The organism is Pseudomonas aylmerensis (assembly GCF_001702265.1).
Classification (GTDB): Bacteria; Pseudomonadota; Gammaproteobacteria; order Pseudomonadales; family Pseudomonadaceae; genus Aquipseudomonas; species Aquipseudomonas aylmerensis.
In genome coordinates this window covers 104,177-124,294 of the sequence record NZ_MAUE01000016.1, presented here as the reverse complement: position 1 = coordinate 124,294, position 20,118 = coordinate 104,177, and the positions used below count along the sequence as shown (strand labels likewise).

Below are 20,118 nucleotides of genomic sequence, written 5' to 3'. Positions count from 1 at the left end.
CTGATGAACGACCTACCTGTAGTCAATTCAGTGCGTGCGCCGTTGCCCTTTGAAGCGTCCTTCGAACAGATCCCGGAAGATGAAGCGCAGACCGGCGCGGAGCTGGCCGAAGCCCTTCACGGCATTATGCAGACCACGTTTCGCGACAGTGGACACGCCACCCGTAGTGTCCACGCCAAGGGCCACGGTTTGTTGCGCGGGCACATCACGGTGCTGGATAACCTGCCGGCCGAACTGGCCCAGGGCGCCTTCGCCAAGCCGGTGACACTGCCGGTGTTCATGCGCTTTTCGACCAACCCTGGCGACATCCTCGATGACAAGGTGTCCACCCCGCGCGGGCTGGCGGTCAAGATCGTCGGCGTCGAGGGTGCGCGCCTGCCGGGCAGCGATGGCGAGGTGACGCAGGATTTCGTCATGCAAAACGCCAAGGCCTTCACCGCCGCGACGCCGAAGGATTTCCTCAAGACCCTGAAGTTATTGGCCAAGACTACCGACAAGGCCCCCGGCATGAAGAAAGCCTTGTCGGCAGTGCTGCGCGGTGTGGAGGCGACGCTGGAGTCGCTCGGTGGCGAAAGCGGTACCCTGAAGAGCCTGGGCGGCCACCCGCAGACGCATATCCTCGGCGAGAGTTTTTCCAGCGTCGTGCCGATGCTCTACGGGCCTTACTACGCCAAGGTCGCGGTGGTGCCGGTGTCGTCGAACCTGACGGCGCTGACCGACTTGCACGTGGATTTCGGTGGCAACCCCGACGGCCTGCGTGCAGCGGTCGAAGCCTACTTTGCCCAAAGCGGCGGCAGTTGGGAGGTGCGCGTCCAGCTGGCCACCGACCTGGAAAAAATGCCCATCGAGGACGCCTCGGTGCAGTGGCCTGAAGACCTCAGCCCGTATGTGACCGTGGCGCGCATCGACCTTGCACCGCAAGCGGCCTGGAGCCCGGAAAATGTGCAGCAGATCGACGATGGCATGGCCTTCAGTCCGTGGCACGGGCTGGCGGCGCATCGGCCCCTGGGCGGGGTGATGCGGGTGCGCAAGCCCGCTTATGAGATGTCGTCCGGGTTCCGGGCCGAGCACAACGGCTGCCCGATCCATGAGCCACGGCCGTCAGCCACGCCATAACGGCCGTCGTTGATCATCCAGCGTCCAATGCGGCTGGCGGGGTGAGAGACACACGCCGCCAACCCAGCGCACGTCGCTGGCATGGTCCAGCCAATAGGCATCGCCCTGCAGTACCGCGTGGCCCAACGCGGTGAGTGTCAACGGGCGGCGAGGCCATGGCTGGTCGGTGCCGGTCTCGATCAGCAACGGCTGCTCGGCGTCGATCAATGGGCGCAGCAGCGCGTGGAACATCATGTCGCCCAGGAACGGCAGCGGCTCACGCTTGGCCATCAACTCGGCGAACACCCGGCCGAAAGGCACCGGTCCAGCCTCGGCGATGTAGCTCAGCGATAACTGTTCGGTGAGTGACAGACCGTTGTGCTGGCTGGGCAACTCCTGCAACTGACGCAGTAGCGCCGGCGCGAGAAAGGGCAGGGAAGGGTGATTGCCGTGCGCCAGTTCGGCGAGGGTGACGGGCGAGTTGTCGCAGTACGCCGACCACACCTGTCTGGCCAATTGCACCGCGTCATCGTCGATCAGCCGGCGCTGCGGCCATAGCCACGCCAGGACGTCAGGCGCCAGTTGGCCGATGCCGATGAAGCGCTCGACGCCCGCAATGCGGCCCACCTCGATCAGCTCCAGCTTGCGCGGCGCGTGTTCCAGACTTGCCAGTGTGCGGACCAGGAACAGCTGGTCATAGGCGTCCGCCTCGCACCACAGCACGCTGTGATCGGCGCCGGCCAAGGCATTCAGCTGTTGGTATTCATCGTCCACGCGGCGCGCTGTCTCGGCGTGGTCCAAGGCAAAGGCCTGGCTGATGAAGGCGCTGCGCAGCGCGCGGAATGTTTCATCCGGCACATCACGCACCGGGCCCATGCATAACGGGTCGGTGAGCATCCGGAACTGGCCCTTGAACCCGGCCAGTTGCAGGCTATGGGCGATGTCATTGCCACAGCGCCAATGGGTGGTGCGCGCTTCATCGCTGGCGGTGAAGTCGGGGTGCTGCGCGGCGAAGTCGATGGCATCGATATGCGCCTTGAGCCTGGGCCAACTGCTGAAGCCCAGCTGTTTGGCGATCGTCCATTGGGCCTGGGACAAAGTCGCGTGCGGGTCTTGGGTTTTCAGGCGCGGCAACAGTTCCTTGGCGCGCTTGCGCTGCTGCTCAAGGTTGAGGCGGCCATCGGTGTTGAAGTGTTGGGACATACGATCTCCTTGCACAGACCTTTTCCGCTTTAAGGCTGGGGAGTCGTAGAAAAAAGGAGGTTGCAGTGTCTTGGGCGCAGCCCTTTCCGCGGAAGGTGGCGTAGAGAGCGCCAGGCGGGAAATATAGGCAGCATTGCCGTTCACTGCAACCCTCAAGAGGGGGGCGCGAGCATGCCCGCGCCCACATTCAGGCCAGCTTACTTGTCCTTGCGCGCGTCCATGGTCTTTTGATGCTCGGCCAGGAACGGCTGTTCTGCCGGGTCAAAACGGTCGATGCCCGCAGTAAACCGGTGCCAGTACGGGTACAACGGCTGGCGACGGGTCACGGCCTCGATGCGCGAGGATTGCTCCTCAGTGAGCTTCAATTCGGTCGCCGCAAGGTTGTCGCGCAGGTGTTCTTCGGTACCTGCGCCGACGATCAACGAGGTGATCCCTGGGCGATCCTTGAGCCAGGCCAGGCATGTGCGGGCCACCGAGACCCCATGCTCGTCGCCGACGGCAGCAAGGGTTTCGATGATATCCAGCGCGCGCTCCTGGTCATGCACGTAGGGTTCCGGCCAGCCGCTGCCCTGGCGGGTATTGGCCGGTGGCTGGTGTCCGCGCCGGGTCGAGCCGGTCAGCAAACCTTCGCCCATCGGGCCCCACACCAGGGTGCCGATGGACTGGTCCAGCGCCATTGGCAGCAACTCATACTCGGCCTCGCGCGATTCCGGGGTGTAATAGATCTGCTGGGTGATGGGCTTGAGCATGCCGTGTAATTCGGCTTTGCCCAAGGTTTTCATCATTTGCCAGGCGGTGAAGTTGCTGGTGCCGAAGTAGCGGATCTTGCCCGATCCCACCAACAGCCGCAGGGCTTCGAGGGTTTCCTCGATGGGCGTCATGCCGTCCCAGTTGTGCAATTGATAGAGGTCGATATGGTCGGTGCCCAGGCGCTTCAGGCTGGCTTCGCATGCGCGGATCAGGTGATAGCGCGACGAGCCGGAGTTGTTCGGGTTCTTGTCCACCGGGCTGCGGCCTTTGGTCGCCAGCAGGATGTCGTTGCGCTTGTCGCCCAAGGCCTTGCCGACCACTTCTTCGGCCAGGCCGTGGGAGTAGAGGTCGGCGGTATCGACCATATTCACCCCGGCGTCGAACGCGATGTCGAACATGCGCTTGGCCTGGGGCACGTCCACCGAGCCGCATTTTTCGAACTCGGCACGACCGCCAAACGGCACGGTGCCCAGGATGATTTCGGATACCAGCAGGCCGGAATGGCCCAGTTGTCGGTACTGCATGTCGCCTCCTGTTTACGTTGCACGTGAAGGTGTGAACGACGTGGCTGGCGATAGTTTGAATTTTTTCATGAAATCTTCCCGCGTGTGCCGCACCATTGCGTCTGGCAGGATTTACGAGGAACCCCGCGTCCATGAGCGCATTGATACAAACCCGCGCCCTCACGCGCGTGGATGAACGCCGCCAGGTGGCCTTGCTGCAACCCACGGATTTCACCTTGCACGCCGGCGACCGCGTGTCGATCACCGGTTCGTCCGGCTCCGGCAAAAGTGTGTTCCTGCGCGCCCTGGCGTTGCTGGATACGCCGACCTCGGGGCAGATCCTGTGGAACGGCCAGCCGATCGCCAATGCGCAGATTCCCCATTACCGCAGCCACATCAGCTACCTGTCGCAACGCCCGGCGCTGCTCGAAGGCACGGTGGAAGACAACCTGCGTTTCCCGTTCAGCCTCAAGACCCTGCGCAAGCGCCACTTTGACCGCGCCTCAGTCATCACGCTGCTGGAGCATGCGGGCAAGGCGCCGGACTTCCTGGCCAAGCACGCGCTGGACTTGTCCGGCGGTGAATCCCAGGTGGTGTCGCTGATCCGCACCCTGCAACTCGACCCCGAAGTGCTGTTGCTGGACGAGCCCACCGCCGCCCTCGACCCGGCATCTTCGCGTGACGTCGAAGCGCTCATCGACGCCTGGTTCGCCGCGGACAACGCGCGCGCTTACGTCTGGGTGTCCCACGATCTCGACCAGGCCCGGCGCATGAGTGACATCCACTTGCAGATGAGCGCAGGCGTGCTGGATGGAGCGGCCCAGCCATGAATTATCAGAACCTCACGGCCCTGGACATGGGCATCGCCGCCTCGCTGATCCTGATCAATGGCGCGCTGTCAGTGCTGTTGCGCCTGGGCCTGGGCCGACAGTTGCTGTGGGCGGCGGTACGCACCGTGGTGCAACTGTTGGCGATCGGTTACCTGCTGGGGTGGGTGTTCGAGTTTGCCTACTGGTACGTGGTGCTGCCGTTGATGTGCGCGATGACCTTGATCGCCGGCCTCTCGGCCGCCGGCCGTGGACGCCGCACGTATTGCGGGCAGCGCGTCGACAGCATCCTGTCGGTGTGGGGCAGTTCCTGGCTGGTGACGGCGGTGGGGCTGTTCGCGGTGATTCGCATCCATCCCTGGTACGAGCCGCAGTACGCGATTCCGATCCTGGGAATGATCCTCGGCAACACCCTGACCGGCGTGTCCCTGGGCATCGAGCGCATGACCCAGGAACTGACCTCGGGCCGCAACACCATCGAGATGATCCTCGCCCTCGGCGGCTCGCGTTGGGAAGCCGCGCAGGAAGCGATCCGCCAGGCAGTGCGCGCCGGCATGATCCCGACGCTGAACCAGATGACCGTGGTCGGCATCGTCAGCCTGCCTGGCATGATGACCGGCCAGGTGCTGGCGGGGGAAAGCCCGGTGGATGCGGTGCGGTATCAGATCGTGATCATGTTCCTGATCGCCGCATCGTCGGCGCTGGGCACGGTGGGGGCGGTGCTGCTCACCTACCGACGGCTGTTCTCCACCAGCCACCGGTTTTTGCGTGATCGGTTGCAAGAGCGCTGAGTGCGGGCTGGTTGTCGTGGGCACGCTTGTTGTGGCGAGCGGGCCTGTTGTGGTGAGCGGGCTTGCCCCGCGTTGGGTGGCGAAGCCGCCCTAAAACCATCCAGCGCGTTGTGTCTGACGGAATGCGGCGGTCTTATTGGGACCGCTTCGCGCTCCAACGCGGGGCAAGCCCGCTCGCCACAATAAGCAAGCCCGCTCACCACAGTTTCACTTTCAGCCACAATCTCATTCCCTGCCACAATCTCACTTTCAGCCACAATCCCATTCCCAGCTCCAACCCTCACAACGACGCAGTAATTCCCCCGTCCACATAAAGAATATGCCCGTTGACGAAGCTCGCGGCGTCGCTGGCGAGGAACACGGCGGCGCCGGCCAGTTCGGCCACGTCGCCCCAGCGGCGGCTCGGGGTGCGCTGCACCAGCCAGTCGCTGAATTCGGGGTGGGTCACCAGGTTGGCGTTCAGTTCGGTCTTGAAGTAACCGGGGCCGATGCCATTCACGGTCAACCCATGCGGGCCCCAGTCGATGGCCATGCCCTTGGTGAGCATCTTCAACGCGCCCTTGCTCGCCGCATACGGCGCGATGCCCGGGCGGCCCAGTTCACTTTGCACCGAGCAGATATTGATGATGCGCCCACGCTGGCGCGCGATCATCGCCCGCGCCACGGCCTGGCCAACCAGAAACGCGCTGTCGAGGTTGGTGCTTATCAATTCGCGCCAGTGCTGCTCGCTGTAGTCTTCGAGCGGCCCTCGACGCTGCATGCCGGCGTTGTTGACGAGGATTTCCAGCGGGCCGAGGCGCTCCTCGATATCCGCCACCGCGGCCTGGATCGCCGCGCTGTCGGTGACATCGAATGCCTGGGTGTGCACCTCCAGGCCTTCCAGCGTGAGCATCGCGGCTGCATCGCACAAGTTGCCGCGATTGCGTCCGTTGAGCACCACCCGTGCGCCGGCCTGGGCCAGCCCGCGCGCAATGGCCAGGCCGATACCGGCGCTGGAACCGGTGACCAGCGCGAGCCGGCCATCCAGGCGGAAGTTGTCTAAAACACTGTGCATGGAACCGTTCTCCGAACGCGCGGGTGATAACCAAACAGGGCTTGATGGGCTTAACTTCGCTGCAATCCAGGGGGTAGGTCCAATGTTCATTTATGATCTTCTGATCAATATCGGTGATCACCAGGGTAGGGTATGGAGCTCAAACACTTGCGGGCCTTTGTGGTGCTCGCCCAGGAGTTGCATTTCGGTCGGGCGGCAGCGCAGCTGTCGATTGTGCAACCGGCGCTGAGCATGCAGATCAAGTTGCTCGAAAGCGGCCTCGGCGTGCGCCTGCTCGACCGCAATCGCCACTCGGTGGCGTTGACCGAAGCCGGTCGCGTGTTCCTGCCGGAAGCCCAGGCCACCTTGCACCAGGCGACGCGGGCGGCGGATGCGGCGCGCGCCTCCAGCCGTGGCGAGATCGGCCGGGTGCGCCTGGGGTTTGTGTCCTCGGTACTCCCGCAGTGGTTGCCCGAGCTGATCCGCGCGGTGCACCAGCGTTACCCGCGCCTCGAGCTGGAACTCAAGGACATGCCCGGCCCCGACCAGGCCATCGCACTGAAGAACGGCCTGCTGGATTTCGGCCTGATGCGCCTGCCGGCCGCGCACCCGGGGATACAGACCCGCGCGGTGTTGCACGAGAGTTTCTGCGTGGCGTTGCCCGTGGATCACCCGCTGGCGGCGCAGGCGTCCATCCAGCCCGCCGACCTGCTCGATGTGCCGGTGTATATCCTCGCGCGGCGCTATGCCCCGGGCTTCTACGATGAGTTTATCCAGGCGCTGGGGATTCCCCTGCAGATCGCCTCGGAGCTGGGCGAGTTCACCACCATGCTCGCGCTGGTCTGCGCCGGGTTGGGTGTTGGCGTGCTGCCGGTGCAAGCGACGCGGGCCCTACCGGCCAATTGCGTATCTCGGCCTCTGCAACTGGGTGGGTTCGAGACCAGCACGGGGCTGGCCTGGACCGCGTTGGACAGCGCGGTCAAGCGCACGCTGTTCGATCTGATCGTCGATTTGTTTGGTGAGTGATTGTTTCACCGGGTGAAATGCTGGATTGTAAAACCTGGTGATTCCATCGACCCGGACAGCGATGGAACATGCGGTGTGTCGAACCCCTCTTTCGGAGCCTTCCATGTCCCAGCCTGCGATCAAACTCTACGGTTTTCCATTGTCCGGCCACACTCATCGGGTCGAGCTGATGCTGTCCCTGCTGGGCTTGCCCAGTGAATTCATTCTGGTCGACCTCAAGCAGGGCGCGCACAAAGCGCCTGAATTCGTCGCGACCCTCAATAGCTTCGGCCAGGTGCCGGCGATTGACGACAACGGCACGGTGCTGGCGGACTCCAACGCGATCCTGGTGTACCTCGCGAGCACCTACGGCAAAGGCCAATGGCTGCCGAGCGATCCCGTAGGCCAGGCGCGCGTCCAGCGCTGGCTGTCTGCCGCCGCCGGACAACTGCATGCCGGCCCCGCTGCGGCACGCCTGGCCCTGGTGTTTGGTGCCCAGGTCGATACCGACACCGCGATCAGCCGTTCCCACGCCTTGCTGCAGTTGGTGGAGCAGCAATTGCGCCACAGCCGCTTCCTGGCCAGCGAACAGCCGAGCATTGCCGACGTAGCCTTCTACACCTACGTGGCCCACGCGCCGGAAGGCAATGTGTCGCTGGACGACTACCCTCATGTACGCGCCTGGCTCGCCAGCATTGAAGCGTTACCGGGGTTTGTCGGCATGCCGCGCACGGCGGTGGGGCTGCAATCACACTGATTTTCACGAGGCCTGTCGATGGACCGATTCCATGAAATGCAGGTGTTCCTGGCGGTGGCCGAGGAGGAGGGCTTTGCCGCCGCCGCGCGCCGCCTCAACACCTCGCCACCCAGCGTGACCCGCGCCATTGCCGCCATGGAAGCGCGGATCGGCACGCAGTTGCTTGCGCGCACCACCCGCAGCCTGCACCTGACGGAAGCGGGCCAGCGTTACCTGGAAGACTGTCGGCGCATCCTGGCTGAACTCGACGAGGCTGAGGAAGCGGCGGCGGGCAGTTATACGATTCCCTGCGGCCACCTGACGGTGACCGCGCCGGTGTTGTTCGGCGAGCTGTATGTCGCACCGGCGCTGGGGGAATATCTCGACCGTTTTGCGCAGGTGAGTATCAATGCGCTGCTGGTCGATCGCGTGGTCAATATGCTCGACGAAGGTGTCGACGTGGCCGTGCGCATCGGCCATCTGCAGGAGCCGGGGCAGCAGGCGATCAAGGTCGGTGAGGTGCGCCGCGTGGTGTGTGCGGCGCCGGCTTACCTGGAGCAGTACGGCCGGCCCCGGCACCCCTCGCAGTTGCGCGATGCGAAGATTGCGACCTCGTCTTCCAGTCAACTGGTCAGCGAATGGCGATTTGTCGAGGATGGCCAGCCACTGACCGTGCCGATTGAGCCGCGCCTGGTGGTGACGGCGAACAATGCGGCGATCAACCTGGCGAGGCAGGGCTGGGGCATGACGCGGGTGCTGTCCTATCAAGTCGCCGCAGCGGTGGCGGCCGGTGAGCTGGAGATTGTCCTCGAGGCTTTCGAGCCCGCGGCGCTGCCGATCCAGGTGGTGTTCCAGAAAAGCCCGCGAGTGCCGGCCAAGATCAACACTTTCGTGGATTTCCTCACCCACCGCCTGGGCCAGGACGCAGCCCTGAATCCGGCGATTAAACGGCGCGGATGATGGAGCGATACCGCGATATGCAGCTGTTCGCCGCGCTGGCCGGGCACCCGAGCCTGGCCTCGGCGGCGCGCAGTGTCGCGGTGTCCGGCCCGACCCTGATGCGCGCGGTCGCCCGCCTGGAAGCCCGCCTGCGCGTGGCGTTGCTGGAGCGCAGTACACGCGGCGTCAGCCTGACCGAGGCAGGCCAGGCCTACCTGGCCGACTGCGTGCGCCTGCTTGCCGCCGTGGACGCTGCACAGGCTTCGGCCAAGGGCATGCACGATCAGGCCCAGGGTTATTTGCGCGTGTTCCTGCCGCTGCTCTTCAGCCGTTATGTGATGGCGCCCGTGTTGGCCGGTTATATGGATCGCTACCCCGACGTGCACCTGGTGGCGCACTACCACGACTATTACCCCAACCTGCACGAAGAGGGGCTGGACGTGGCGATTTTGGTGGGCGAGCTGCCCAGTTCATCCCTGGTTGCGCGACCGGTCGGGCACGTGCGGCCGATCCTGTGTGCCAGCCCCGGCTACCTCGCTGCCCATGGCGAGCCGCGGCACCCGGACGCGCTGAAGCAGCATCGACTGATCGCCAGCACCGACCCGGTCGATTGGGCCTTCAAAGGCGGCCCGCTCAAGGCGCGTGCGCGCTTGAGGTGCACCACGGTGCAAGGCGCGATCAATGCGGCCGTGCAGGGGGCGGGGCTGATTCGCTGCCTGAGCTATCCCGTGCATGAGCACCTCCTCAGCGGCGAGCTGTGTCGTGTACTGCCGGACTATGAGCCGCCGCCGTTGCCGGTGCATGTGGTGTACCGCGACGGCCGCCATGCGCCGATGCGCGTGCGCAGTTTTGTCGACCATTGCGTGGCGGCGCTGCGGGGGCATCCGGCATTTCAGTTGGTGTAACAGTCGATTGCCCGGCGTGGGCATTCTCGTGTGGGGTGCCAGCGCGCACCATCGGCGTATCCACTCGGAGGTGAGCAGCATGAACCCCATCGAACATTCCCCCTGGCATGCCGGCGAACGGTATCTCCAGCACAACGCCGGCGCCGCCGAACGCATGGCCGTGGTCGGGCCCAAGGTGATCCGCGATCACTTGCCGGAGCAGCATCGGGACTTCTATCCCCTGTTGCCGTACCTGGTGCTCGGTGTGGTGGATGAACAAGGGCTTCCCTGGGCGACGATGATCGAAGCCGCGCCAGGGTTCGCGCATTCACCCGACCCGCAGACCTTGCAGATCGACAGCGTGCCGTCCGTGAGCGACCCCGCCCGTGCTGCGTTGCATCGCGGCGCCAGCGTGGGCGTGCTTGGCATCGACCTGAACACACGCCGACGCAACCGCCTGAATGGCCGGATCGGCAGCCTGGGGCACGAGGGTTTTTCGATCGAGGTGGTCCACACCTACGGCAACTGCCCCAAATACATCCAGCTACGGCCGGTGGTTGGCGTCGCACGTAGACCCGACACGCGGGTCGAGCGCCTCGACGGCCTGGATGCCGCGGCCCACGCAATGATCCGCAACGCCGACACGTTCTTCGTCGCCAGCTACGTCGACGTCGCCGGCGAACGCTCGGTGGACGTGTCCCATCGCGGCGGCTACCGCGGCTTTGTGCACGTGGAAGGTAATCGGCTGACCATCCCCGACTTCGCCGGCAACCTATTCTTCAATACCCTGGGCAACCTGCACGTGAACCCGGTGGCGGGGTTGTTGTTCATCGATTTCGAATCGGGGGACGTCCTGCAGGTCACCGGGCGCACCTCGCTGATCCTCGACGGACCGCAAGTCGCCCGCTTCGAAGGCGCGCAACGCTTGTGGACCGTCACCGTGGAGCATCTGGTGCGGCGTCCGGCAGCCCTCGCGTTGAGGTGGCGCTTCGTGGAGTTCTCGCCGCACAGCCTGGCTATGGGAAATGGGTAGCCTGGGGATTGGCATAGGAGGCTGCAGGGAACAACTGGTTGGTCATCTCGATGATCTTGTTCTGTGCGCTGATGAACTTGTCCGGACGCCCGCCACCCCAGGTCGCGTCATACAGCGCCTGGCCGACGCGGTGACCGTTTTCAAACACCTGGATGTCGGCAAAGGTCATGTACAGCGCAAAGTCCCAGCTCCAGGTGCCGATGTAGGTGGTCGACAGTGCACAGCTCGCGGGCGGACTGCCCGGCGGCAACTCGCGGGTCTGGAAACCCTTGCTGCGCAGTTGCGCGGTGTAGGTGCTGTTGAACCCGCTGCGCAGGCCTGCGGCGGGAATCATGCAGATTTCAGCGGATTGGGCAGGTGACAAGGCCACCGGGGTAACGGTCTGCGTAATGCTGCACCCCGAGAGGAAAAGGGCGGTCAGCACAACAGCGGAAGCAGATAGCGGGCGCATAGGGACTGTCCATGTCTTGAGTGGTGGCTTAATGATAGCTGATCCCTTGCAGGAGCCCGGCTTGCCGGCGAATGCATCAGGGTCGCTATCGCCAGCAAGCGCGATGGCCCTTCGTGGGCTCAAGGCATTCGTGCCCTGCGGTTAAAACTCAATTGCGCCATCGCCGGTGTTTACCCCCGGGTCATCAGGCAATACTCCGTCGGGATTTTTCCCGAGGTTTCAAGCATGAACAACCCGAGCCGACTGGCGCTCCTGATCACTGCTGCGGCGGTTCTGACTGCCTGTGGCGAATCGTCCAAGCTGCCCTTCCAGGCCGGTGTCGGCCCCACGCCCCAACTGCCGGAGCCCAGCACTTCGTTGATGCCCACGCTCAAGGTGTCCAAGGCCGTGGGCTGGCCCGAGCAGGTGCAGCCGCGTGCCCCCGAAGGCTTCACCGTCACCGCCCTGGCCGACCATCTCGACCACCCGCGTTGGGTCTACACCTTGCCCAACGGCGATGTGCTGGTCGCCGAAAGCAATCACCCGCCGATGCCAGAAGGCGCGACCGATGGAGGTAGCGGCTTGATCGCCTGGGCCCGCCGCACCGCGATGGGCATCGTCATGGGCCGCGTCGGCGCGGATACGCCGAGCGCCAACCGCATCACCCTGCTGCGCGATGCCGATCACGATGGGCATGCCGAGGTGCGCAGCGAGTTCCTCACCGGCCTCGCGTCGCCCTTCGGCATGGCACTGGTGGGCGATGAGTTGTACATCGCCAATGCCGACGCGGTGGTCAAGGTGCCCTATACCCCCGGCCAGACGCACATCGACGCCACCCCGGTGCACGTCACTGACCTGCCGGCCGGCATCAACCACCACTGGACCAAAAACCTGCTGGCCAACCCGGAAGGCACGCGGCTCTACGTGACCGTGGGGTCCAACAGCAATGTCGGCGAAAACGGCCTCGACGCCGAAGCAGGCCGCGCGGCCATCTGGGAACTGGACATCGCCAGCGGCGCGAAACGCCTGTTTGCCAGCGGCCTGCGCAACCCCAACGGCCTGGCGTGGAAACCCGGCTCCACGCAGCTGTGGACGGTGGTCAACGAACGCGACGAAATCGGCAGCGACCTCGTACCCGACTACCTCACCTCGGTGCAGGACGGCGCCTTCTACGGCTGGCCGTGGAGCTACTACGGTGCCCACGTCGACATCCGCGTGCAGCCGCCACGCCCGGACAAAGTCGCCCAGGCCATCGCCCCCGACTACGCCCTCGGCACCCACGTCGCGCCGCTGGGCCTGACCTTTTCCGACGCCCGCAGCATGCCGGCGGCGTTTGCCGATGGCGTGTTCGTCGGCGAGCACGGCTCGTGGAACCGCAACCCGCAGGCGGGCTACAAAGTGGTGTTTATTGCCTTCAAGGACGGCCAGCCAACGGGCACACCGGTGGACTTCCTCACCGGCTTCCTCAATGCCGAGGGCGAAGCCCAGGGCCGTCCGGTGGGCGTGACCCTGGACGCGCAAGGCGCATTGCTGGTGGCGGATGATGTGGGGAATACGGTGTGGCGGGTGGTGCGGGACAAGCCTTGAGGCTGGGGTAGTTGCCCTGCTTAAGAATCAAGCCAGTGCTGAATGTGCGTCGTTAGCCGTTCGACACCTATGCCGCCCTTTGAAAATTCGCTGATCGCACCCACCGCGTTCTCTCTTAAGTACTCCTCGGTCTCCAGCGCAGTGATGCATGCACGGCCCGGAAGCAGCAAAAGACAGGGGTTGGGAATATTGCCGTCCACCCTGAGGCTGTCGTGGTAAATGTGCGCAGACTCCATGGCCTCCAGTACGTTGCTGCGGCCACTGCGCCATTTGGCATCGAGGATCATGCTACGGGTTTTCAGGCTCTGCTTTTGGACGAGCAGGATATCGGGGTAGCGTTCGCGAGAAAGGCTGCGTGCGAACGGCTTATTGAGTTTTGCGATCGACCGGAATCGTGCTTGGAACAGCACCTCCAGAGTGGACGCATCGGGCAGTAGGAACAGGTACGCGAGTTGAGCGTGGGGTACGGGCTTGGAGATTGGCGTAGGCTCGGCGCCTGTTAACCGCGCAATAATTGCCAGCACCTCGATGTAGCACCACGTTTCGAAAATTCCCCACGTGGGCTGACTGTGTAGTCGATCCGCCGGGTTATCGCCAGCCACTCCGGTCATCAGCGCTGCGCAGCCAAGCCGGTAGGCCTTTTGGTATCGGGGGTGGGCAGCTATTTGTGTGAGGCCACTTGCACTGGCACCGCTATCCGACACTTGGCTGAGCGTTGGGCCTTGAAGAAGACTTTGGCTAAGAGAGAAAAAACCGTCGAGGAGCTCCAGGCGACGTTCGCTGCGTGCTGCCTGGTCTTCTTTGGACCCTGCCAATGAGTGGCTGCGAACCTTGATTGCCAGATTTGCGCAGGTGACAGAGAAGCGCTTGAGCAGCGCTCGCAAGGTACGGTTTGCAGGCGTGTCGCAGGTGTGTCTCGAACTGATGCCATGGATGAGCAGATCAGTGTCATGCGTGGGGCCGCTGCCATTGAGCAACGAGACAAGTCGACGGTCCCTCAACGCGTCAGTGGGCAGTCGTCTGATTTGAGCAAGCGGAACGGGTTGGCGGGAAGCACTGAGTCTTTGATGTGGCTCGTACAATGCACGCTCCGCTGCTGTTAGAAATGCCTTTGCATACTGACGCAATCTTGCCAACAGAATAGTGTCGGCCAGCAGAGTTTTTTGAGCCCCGTTGCCGAAGCCCAGCGTCGAGGCGCACTCTCCTAATAGCAGTGCCGGGTCAAAGGTGCGCAAGGCGCCAATCATCTCGTTGAAAACTTCGACAGTTGATTTTTGCGCTTTGGCGTCAACCTGCAGTCGACAAGTTTTGACAGTGCCGCATACGGCAATGACTTCGACCGTAACGTGACCGGCATAGAAACCGGGTTGCCACTCGAAAATACCGCCTTTGGAGAGCAATTCGAGATCATCGATAATCAACCTTGAACCTTGATCAATGCTGATTTGATACCGAAGGTATTCTTCATAGCCCTCCGACAGTTCATCCGCGCTAATCGTGTTCCAAGCTTCAGTACTGTGTAAGCGGATACGTAACATAGTCACGGACGCCTACCGCCAAAACCGTGCAGAACCCGTCACCTGCAAGTCGTCCTGCATACTGCTGACTTTTTCGGCACATCGTGCCAGACCATGGGAGGTGAGACAGTCCAACACTGCGGCCAGGGCTTTCTGAAATGGCGCAATCCCTTCACCGCGAATCTTCGGCAAGACTTTGGCGTAGATAACGTCATCAAGAGCGGTTTCCAGAGACATAGCGCCCTGGTGCTGGAACGTCAAATAGTTGATGACGTCATTGATGGTCCGCCAGCCAAAATGCAAGCGCACCGGCTCAAGCGCTTTGACCAGACTCACCGTTACTTGCTTGAGTTTTGCCAGGTGCTCTGGGGGGAGTGTCGAGGCACTCCAGCCAGGAAACGCGTCGACGTCAATCTTCCAGAATTCGAGGGTGTAGGCGCGGTCGAGCACTTTGTCCGAAAGGCCGTGGGTGGTCTCATCCATATTCACTGTGCCGATAATGGCCAGGTTGGCTGGATAACGCAGTAGTTCCGGGATATGCAGGGTATCGTCGCCCAATTGGTGCAGGTCCAGATCTCCCCCTGTTTCCATCGCCGACAGGATAGGCGCGAGGTATTGCTCGGGATGTGACAGGTTCATCTCATCGAGAATGACCACATAAGGCGTTTGCGGATCCTCGCAGGCTCGCATCAAGACGTCGAGGAACGGCGTACTGCGGTAGGCACTATCACTTAGAGGGTTGACGTAACCCAGAAGCGCACCCGCGTCGTACCATCCGGGCTGGACCGGAATGACTTTTATATTAAGGGACTGCCCTGACGCGCTGGCACACAGCGCATGGGCGTAGTGAAGAGCCAACTGGGTTTTGCCAGAGCCGGATATGCCGGTCAACACGGCGAAGTGTCGTAGCGGATGCGACCACAAACCCGCATGAAGTTGGGCGACAAGCTGTGGGTCAAAAGCCATTTGCTGCTGGGCGGTACGTGCTTGTAGTCGGGAAAGGAGGGCGGGCCAGGCAGGCAGTACCAGGTTTTCATGTTCGTTGGCCTGCGATGGTTCGGCCAGGATCACCAAGCCCTCGGACAGTTTTTCCGGCTTCCAGGTAATCATTTCTGCCCAGCGTCTACCGCGCTCGCTCAACAGTAAATGCTTGTCGCTGTCCTGTTGCACCACCTCCATGCTCGCCAGCCAGTTGAGAATCGAGTACGGAACTGCTGGGGATGTCCAGCCAGGATGCACTGTTTGCAATAGCGCGATCAGCTCAGGCTTGCTGCTGGGTTCTCTACTTAAATGATCAATAACGTGGTCAATACCGAGTATGCGTGTCAGCAGATGGTCCGCCAATTCATCCGGTTCCTGCGTTTCCAGCAAATTCAACCCGCGTGCGTTCAGAATGTAGAGATCACCTTCGCGCTTGCAGATATCCAGTTCGCGTACGATTACGTTTTTTGCTGAAAGTATCGCTCGGTCTCCGGCGTCGGGGCTCAGCACCCTGAGAATGTCCGAAAGCTCACTGCTGGTGACACCCTCATTCAGCTCTGCAAGGATTCCCAATACGCTGGGTAAACCTCCGCCGAAGGGTGTCAATCCTTTGCGGCGCAGTGTGGCCGGCAGGGGAGATAAACCCAGTTCCGTGGGCTCAATCTTGCCTTCCTCCACGGGGTCGGTGGTTGTGTTGAGTTTTTTGTACAACAGCCATGGCAGGCACAGACGCAGTGACCATGAAACGGGTGTGTCGGTCGATTCAAGTGCGCTATCGATGCGAGCCCGAATATGTTGGTGCATTTGCACCGGATGATCTTTCGCGTCTCCGCCCAATTCCCGGTGGAGTTCAGTCAACCTTCCGACGTCAGCGATCGTTGTGTAGTGGTTTGGAAAAAACGCACACATGATTCGGTTGATCTTGAGTCTGGGCGTTCGTTTGCACAGGGCGTGCATACGTTCGCTCATCTCGTTGTACAACGACATCAACGTGCGTTGAACCAACACAGGATCATCAGGTAGCGGGGCGGAAAATTGGGTGGCGAACCACTGCACGAAGTCCGGGTCTTCAAGTGCTGGTTCAATAGTGACGTGCCCGTTACCCGTCTTGCTGAGAGCTTGGGCGTTCCACAGATGACGCAGGAACGTGCGTTCAGTGAGTTGCTCGGGTTTGCCGGCTTCGGCCTTGGCGATAAACGCCTCGACGTTTGAAGCCCATTCCAGGTTGCCTGGCAACATGGCCGGGCCCGCTAGAATCGCCTGCAAGTGAGTATTCAAAACCGCATCGTTCTCGATCTTCACGCCAACATCCTCCCTGGTGGGTGTCGATAGTATCAAAGTGATATCTCGCGAGGCATCAAATAACGTCACAAGTGTTGCGGGATGTTGAACTGTCAGATTGACGACTATTGCTGGGTTAGCCTTGTTTTCCTACTGACAACAAGGATTAGTCATGCAACGAAAGGTCATCAATCCCACGACGGTATTCAACTCCTTGCAATATGGTTTCAGCCAGGCTCTCGAAGTCCCTGACGGCCGGCGCATTCTGCTTTCCGGCCAAGTGGGCGTAGATGCCGAGGAATGCACGATCGGCCTGGGCATTGCCGAGCAGACTGCGACCGCCTTGGACAATATCGAAAAAATCCTGGCCGAGGTCGGCGGCGGCCTGGCCCACGTGGTCATGCTGCGGTTATATATCGTCGAGTCCGCACGTGAGCAGCAGGAGCCGATAGCGCAAGCGTTGCGTGAGCGTTTCCCGCACAACCCGCCGCCCTCGTCGTGGATCATCGTCAGCGGGTTGTCGTTGCCGCAATGGTTGATCGAGATCGAGGCGGAGGCAGTGATTGCGCGCAGGTGAACAAAAAAGCCATGGCAGCGTCGGCTGTGTTCTGTAGTGAGCCCGCTTGCCACACAAAAGCTTTCTTGCCACAGGGGAGCAAGCGCCAGGCCTCAGTACCGAATCATCACCGACTTGAGCTCGGTGTAGTCCTCGATGACCGCACTGCCAAACTCCCGACCAATCCCCGCAGAACGGTTGCCGCCAAACGGTACTGCGGGGTCGAGCAGGATGTTGTGACTGACGCCGGTGCAGAAGGGCATGTGCTGACAGTGCGCCAGCAACGAATGTGGGCCTTGATCGACGCCGACCCCAGCCTGGCCACCGGTGCCGCGTGTGTGGCGCTGACCGCAGACGCCGAAGGCGTGGACGCGCTGTTCGAAGCGCTCAGCCGTGAGATCAACGGCGAGCAACCGGGGCGCGCCGCCGCGCTGGAGAGCCTGACGCGCTTGATCATGATTCGCCTGCTGCGCCTGTGTGCCCATTCGCTGCCGGCGCGCCCGACAAGGCAGTCGGAATTGCGCTGACGTCCCAAGCGCCGCCCAGTGCCGTGTACAGGTTCACTTCGGCCACCAACTGCGCGAGCCGATCGATGATCAGCGCCTGCTGCGAACTGAACAGCGAACGCTGGGCATCGAGGAACGTCAGGTTGCTGTCCACGCCACTGCGGTAACGGTGTTGGGCCAGGTCGTAATAAGCCTGGTTGGCCGCGACGAAGTCGCGTTGGGCCGCGAGCTGGTCGGTGAACGTCTGGCGGGCGGCGAGGCCATCGGCGACTTCCTGGAAGGCGCTCTGGATGGATTTTTCGTACTGCGCCACGCTGATGTCTTTTTGCAGCTTGGCGTAGTCGAGGCTGGCGCGCAGGCTGCCGGCGTTGAAGATCGGCAGGTTGACCTGCGGCTGGAACGTCCAGGTGCCCGAGCCGCCCTTGAACAGCCCCGACAGTTCAGTGCTGGTGCTGCCGGCGTTGGCCGTGAGGGTGACCGACGGAAAGAACGCCGCGCGGGCTGCGCCGATATTGGCGTTGGCCGCCTGCAGCTGGTATTCGGCCTGGAGGATATCCGGACGGCGTTGCAGCAGGTCGGACGGCAAGCCGGCGGGCAGGCGCGCCACCAGTTCGTCGGCGAGTGGGCGTGACGGCAGGTGTTCATCCACCGGGCTGCCCACCAGCAGCGTCAGGTTATTCAGGTCCTGGGCGACCTGGCGCGCGTAGCGGGCCACGCTGGCGCGGGTGCTGTCGACGCTGGTACGCGCCTGCACCACGTCCAGCGCCGAGGCCTTGCCGGCGATTTTACTGCGCCGGGTCAACTGCCAACTGTGCTCGTCGGCGGCCAGGGTTTGCTGGGCCAGGGCCAACAGTTCCTGGTCGGCGCGCCAGGTCAGGTAGGCATTCGCGACATTGGCCACCAGGCTCAGCTGCGTGCTGCGCCGCGCCTCTTCGGTGCCCAGGTAAGTCAGCATCGCCTGTTCGCTGAGGCTGCGCACACGGCCGAACAGATCCAGCTCGTAGGCGCTGAGGCCCAGGGTGGCGGAGTAGTTCGAAGTGATCGCGGACTTGCCCGTACCGGTCACATCCCCCGGCAGTTTCTGGCGCTTGCCGGCACCGGTGGCGGACACGGCGGGGAACAGGTCGGCACGCTGGATACGGTACTGCGCCTGGAAGGCTTCGACGTTCAGCGCGGCCACTCGCAGGTCGCGGTTATTGAGCAGCGCCGCGCCGATCAGTTGCTGCAGCGCCGGGTCGTGGAACATGCCGTGCCAGTCCGAGGTGGGCATGGCGCGGTAGACCCCACCCTGGGGGTACTGCGCCGGCACGGGGGACTCGGGCCGCTGGTACTCGGGGATCAGCGAGCAACCGCCCAGCATCCAGGCCAGCGCAAAGGGGATGAGCGCGGGTCGGTTCATCAGGCGCCGACCATCCATTTGGCCAGGCCGTGTCGGCCGCTCACACCAAGCTTGGCGGCGGCGCGCTTGAGGTAGGTTTCGATGGAGCTGTTTTTCACGCTGAGTTTTTCCGCCATCTGCGGCACGGTGCCGCCCGTCAACAGGCCGAGACACACCTCTTGCTCGCGCGCCGACAGGGTGATGTCGCCCAGGGACAGGCGTTTGTAGAACGCGTGCTGCAACTGCGACTGCTCCAGCAGGGTGTGGGCCGGCTCCAGCGCGGGAGACGGCGCCTGGCGCAGGCTCTGGGCGTGGCACTCGATCAGCGGCAGCAACGTGTCCGACAGGCACTTGAGAAACGACAGCTGCGCCAGGGAAAACCCGCGCTGGGTCGGTGGGCGGTAGAACGAAATCACGCAGCGTCGATTGCCCTGGCGTGACACCAGGTTGCACTGGTGGGAGGTGCCCCGTGGGTGCGCGCTGTCGGCCTTGGCCTTGAGCTGGATCAGCAACGGGTCCTGCATGCCGAGCATGTCGCGCAGCAGCGGGTGGTCGTTGATCGAGTGCAGGGTCAGGGGCGGCGGCAGGTCCTGGTTCTGGCCGGCACTGCCGAGCAATTTGATATCGAGCACGCGGTCGCGCAACTCGTCCAGGGTCCATTCACTGAGGTCCACCAGGTGGATCGGTACCCACTTGTCCACCAGGTGCAGCATGTGGGCAGCAAAATCCGCGTGCCCACAGTTGGCAATCAACTCGCCCATTTCGGCATAAAAATGCGTGCTTTGCGTGTTGGCAAAACTGCTCGTCAAACTCATAGCCATCTCATCCTTGATGTCGAAAACCGTCACAAACTCCCTGGGCCTCTACGGGGCGATCCGTTCTTCATGAAGCAGAGTCGGCACTCGAGCGTGTAGTTAGCCTGGGGATTCGTCCTACGTATGTAGCAGAAACGAGGGACACAACGTGCCATAAAAACATCGTCATTAATTCGACGTTTCTGACGGTCCATTCCGGCCGAGATAAATCGAAAATGGTTTTTAGAGTGAATTAACTAGCTGATAAATAAGATAAAAATAATTCTTA

The 20,118-nt window shown here is 62.6% G+C and carries 17 protein-coding genes and 3 pseudogenes; 11 read left to right on the top strand and 9 right to left on the bottom strand.

Translation table 11 applies throughout. The features are described from left to right. Entirely contained in the window at positions 1-1,116 is a 1,116-nt protein-coding gene (locus BBG20_RS13255; protein ID WP_404940339.1) for a catalase family protein, read from the top strand. On the opposite strand, the gene BBG20_RS13250 is transcribed toward BBG20_RS13255, so the two are convergent. Together BBG20_RS13250 and BBG20_RS13245 are read right to left on the bottom strand one after the other, a co-directional pair. After that, the gene (locus tag BBG20_RS13250; protein ID WP_065904179.1) at positions 1,102-2,298 is read right to left on the bottom strand and encodes a DUF1835 domain-containing protein; all 1,197 of its coding nucleotides are present in this window, start codon (positions 2,296-2,298) and stop codon (positions 1,102-1,104) included. The two genes, BBG20_RS13255 and BBG20_RS13250, sit on opposite strands and share 15 nt — an antisense overlap. A 197-nt stretch (positions 2,299-2,495) precedes the next feature. Continuing rightward, positions 2,496-3,572, bottom strand: a complete 1,077-nt coding sequence (locus BBG20_RS13245) for an aldo/keto reductase (RefSeq protein ID WP_065904177.1) — start codon at positions 3,570-3,572, stop codon at positions 2,496-2,498. A gap of 131 nt (positions 3,573-3,703) precedes the next feature. Between BBG20_RS13245 and BBG20_RS13240 the strand changes: the two genes are divergently transcribed. Beyond that, a complete protein-coding gene (locus tag BBG20_RS13240; protein ID WP_065904175.1) occupies positions 3,704-4,381 on the top strand; it encodes an ABC transporter ATP-binding protein in 678 nt (225 codons plus the stop codon). After that, complete coding sequence (locus tag BBG20_RS13235; RefSeq protein WP_065904172.1) at positions 4,378-5,169, top strand: ABC transporter permease; 792 nt, start codon at positions 4,378-4,380, stop codon at positions 5,167-5,169. The genes BBG20_RS13240 and BBG20_RS13235 overlap by 4 nt, the downstream gene beginning before the upstream one ends. A gap of 280 nt (positions 5,170-5,449) precedes the next feature. Here the strand turns inward: BBG20_RS13235 and BBG20_RS13230 are convergent, their stop codons facing one another. Beyond that, positions 5,450-6,223: a glucose 1-dehydrogenase gene (locus BBG20_RS13230; RefSeq protein WP_065904168.1), complete on the bottom strand. Its 774-nt coding sequence runs from the start codon at positions 6,221-6,223 to the stop codon at positions 5,450-5,452. 132 nt (positions 6,224-6,355) lie between these two features. On the opposite strand from BBG20_RS13230, the gene BBG20_RS13225 reads away from it, so the two are divergent. The 5 genes from BBG20_RS13225 to BBG20_RS13205 all read left to right on the top strand — a co-directional run bounded on the left by BBG20_RS13225 (position 6,356) and on the right by BBG20_RS13205 (position 10,799). Beyond that, positions 6,356-7,228: a LysR family transcriptional regulator gene (locus BBG20_RS13225; RefSeq protein WP_065904165.1), complete on the top strand. Its 873-nt coding sequence runs from the start codon at positions 6,356-6,358 to the stop codon at positions 7,226-7,228. A 103-nt stretch (positions 7,229-7,331) separates the two neighbouring features. Beyond that, positions 7,332-7,964, top strand: a complete 633-nt coding sequence (locus BBG20_RS13220; RefSeq protein ID WP_065904162.1) for a glutathione S-transferase family protein — start codon at positions 7,332-7,334, stop codon at positions 7,962-7,964. Between the two features lie 18 nt (positions 7,965-7,982). Further along, positions 7,983-8,903: a LysR family transcriptional regulator gene (locus BBG20_RS13215; protein WP_065904158.1), complete on the top strand. Its 921-nt coding sequence runs from the start codon at positions 7,983-7,985 to the stop codon at positions 8,901-8,903. Then, a complete protein-coding gene (locus tag BBG20_RS13210) occupies positions 8,903-9,787 on the top strand; it encodes a LysR family transcriptional regulator (RefSeq protein WP_065904278.1) in 885 nt (294 codons plus the stop codon). Before BBG20_RS13215 ends, BBG20_RS13210 begins: the two co-directional genes overlap by 1 nt. A 79-nt stretch (positions 9,788-9,866) precedes the next feature. Then, positions 9,867-10,799 (top strand): pyridoxamine 5'-phosphate oxidase family protein, encoded by a 933-nt coding sequence (locus tag BBG20_RS13205; RefSeq protein WP_065904156.1) that lies wholly within the window; start codon positions 9,867-9,869, stop codon positions 10,797-10,799. Between the two features lie 25 nt (positions 10,800-10,824). On the opposite strand, the pseudogene BBG20_RS13200 reads toward BBG20_RS13205, so the two are convergent. Then, positions 10,825-11,250: pseudogene (locus BBG20_RS13200) on the bottom strand (Sbal_3080 family lipoprotein); the annotation flags it as partial. A gap of 225 nt (positions 11,251-11,475) precedes the next feature. Between BBG20_RS13200 and BBG20_RS13195 the strand changes: the two are divergent. Next, entirely contained in the window at positions 11,476-12,816 is a 1,341-nt protein-coding gene (locus tag BBG20_RS13195; protein ID WP_065904145.1) for a PQQ-dependent sugar dehydrogenase, read from the top strand. 20 nt (positions 12,817-12,836) lie between these two features. Here the strand turns inward: BBG20_RS13195 and BBG20_RS13190 are convergent, their stop codons facing one another. Both BBG20_RS13190 and BBG20_RS13185 read right to left on the bottom strand, forming a co-directional pair. After that, positions 12,837-14,354, bottom strand: coding sequence for a DUF2357 domain-containing protein (locus BBG20_RS13190; protein WP_065904142.1), 1,518 nt, complete (start codon positions 14,352-14,354; stop codon positions 12,837-12,839). 12 nt (positions 14,355-14,366) lie between these two features. Further along, complete coding sequence (locus tag BBG20_RS13185) at positions 14,367-16,616, bottom strand: McrB family protein (RefSeq protein WP_065904139.1); 2,250 nt, start codon at positions 16,614-16,616, stop codon at positions 14,367-14,369. 151 nt (positions 16,617-16,767) lie between these two features. Between BBG20_RS13185 and BBG20_RS13180 the strand changes: the two genes are divergently transcribed. Beyond that, positions 16,768-17,172 carry a RidA family protein gene (locus BBG20_RS13180; protein WP_065904137.1) on the top strand — a complete coding sequence of 135 codons (405 nt, stop codon included), beginning with the start codon at positions 16,768-16,770 and terminating at the stop codon, positions 17,170-17,172. A gap of 92 nt (positions 17,173-17,264) precedes the next feature. Here BBG20_RS13180 and BBG20_RS32450 read toward each other — a convergent pair. Then, positions 17,265-17,396 (bottom strand): annotated as a pseudogene (locus BBG20_RS32450) (aldehyde dehydrogenase family protein); the annotation flags it as partial. Between BBG20_RS32450 and BBG20_RS13175 the strand changes: the two are divergent. Beyond that, positions 17,388-17,675: pseudogene (locus BBG20_RS13175) on the top strand (4-hydroxyphenylacetate catabolism regulatory protein HpaA); the annotation flags it as partial. The pseudogenes BBG20_RS32450 and BBG20_RS13175 sit on opposite strands and share 9 nt — an antisense overlap. Here the strand turns inward: BBG20_RS13175 and BBG20_RS13170 are convergent. Then, positions 17,605-19,056, bottom strand: coding sequence for an efflux transporter outer membrane subunit (locus BBG20_RS13170; protein ID WP_065904132.1), 1,452 nt, complete (start codon positions 19,054-19,056; stop codon positions 17,605-17,607). The pseudogene BBG20_RS13175 and the gene BBG20_RS13170 overlap by 71 nt on opposite strands. Beyond that, positions 19,056-19,850 (bottom strand): helix-turn-helix transcriptional regulator, encoded by a 795-nt coding sequence (locus BBG20_RS13165; RefSeq protein WP_065904129.1) that lies wholly within the window; start codon positions 19,848-19,850, stop codon positions 19,056-19,058. Before BBG20_RS13165 ends, BBG20_RS13170 begins: the two co-directional genes overlap by 1 nt. Positions 19,851-20,118 lie beyond the last annotated feature (268 nt).

Coding starts and splice junctions, on each gene's coding strand:
- BBG20_RS13250 (WP_065904179.1), bottom strand. CDS start 2,298: ATGTCCCAACACTTCAACACCGATGGCCGCCTCAACCTTGAGCAGCAG.
- BBG20_RS13225 (WP_065904165.1), top strand. CDS start 6,356: ATGGAGCTCAAACACTTGCGGGCCTTTGTGGTGCTCGCCCAGGAGTTG.
- BBG20_RS13205 (WP_065904156.1), top strand. CDS start 9,867: ATGAACCCCATCGAACATTCCCCCTGGCATGCCGGCGAACGGTATCTC.
- BBG20_RS13180 (WP_065904137.1), top strand. CDS start 16,768: ATGCAACGAAAGGTCATCAATCCCACGACGGTATTCAACTCCTTGCAA.
- BBG20_RS13230 (WP_065904168.1), bottom strand. CDS start 6,223: ATGCACAGTGTTTTAGACAACTTCCGCCTGGATGGCCGGCTCGCGCTG.
- BBG20_RS13210 (WP_065904278.1), top strand. CDS start 8,903: ATGGAGCGATACCGCGATATGCAGCTGTTCGCCGCGCTGGCCGGGCAC.
- BBG20_RS13220 (WP_065904162.1), top strand. CDS start 7,332: ATGTCCCAGCCTGCGATCAAACTCTACGGTTTTCCATTGTCCGGCCAC.
- BBG20_RS13215 (WP_065904158.1), top strand. CDS start 7,983: ATGGACCGATTCCATGAAATGCAGGTGTTCCTGGCGGTGGCCGAGGAG.
- BBG20_RS13170 (WP_065904132.1), bottom strand. CDS start 19,056: ATGAACCGACCCGCGCTCATCCCCTTTGCGCTGGCCTGGATGCTGGGC.
- BBG20_RS13240 (WP_065904175.1), top strand. CDS start 3,704: ATGAGCGCATTGATACAAACCCGCGCCCTCACGCGCGTGGATGAACGC.
- BBG20_RS13235 (WP_065904172.1), top strand. CDS start 4,378: ATGAATTATCAGAACCTCACGGCCCTGGACATGGGCATCGCCGCCTCG.
- BBG20_RS13195 (WP_065904145.1), top strand. CDS start 11,476: ATGAACAACCCGAGCCGACTGGCGCTCCTGATCACTGCTGCGGCGGTT.
- BBG20_RS13165 (WP_065904129.1), bottom strand. CDS start 19,850: ATGAGTTTGACGAGCAGTTTTGCCAACACGCAAAGCACGCATTTTTAT.
- BBG20_RS13190 (WP_065904142.1), bottom strand. CDS start 14,354: ATGTTACGTATCCGCTTACACAGTACTGAAGCTTGGAACACGATTAGC.
- BBG20_RS13245 (WP_065904177.1), bottom strand. CDS start 3,572: ATGCAGTACCGACAACTGGGCCATTCCGGCCTGCTGGTATCCGAAATC.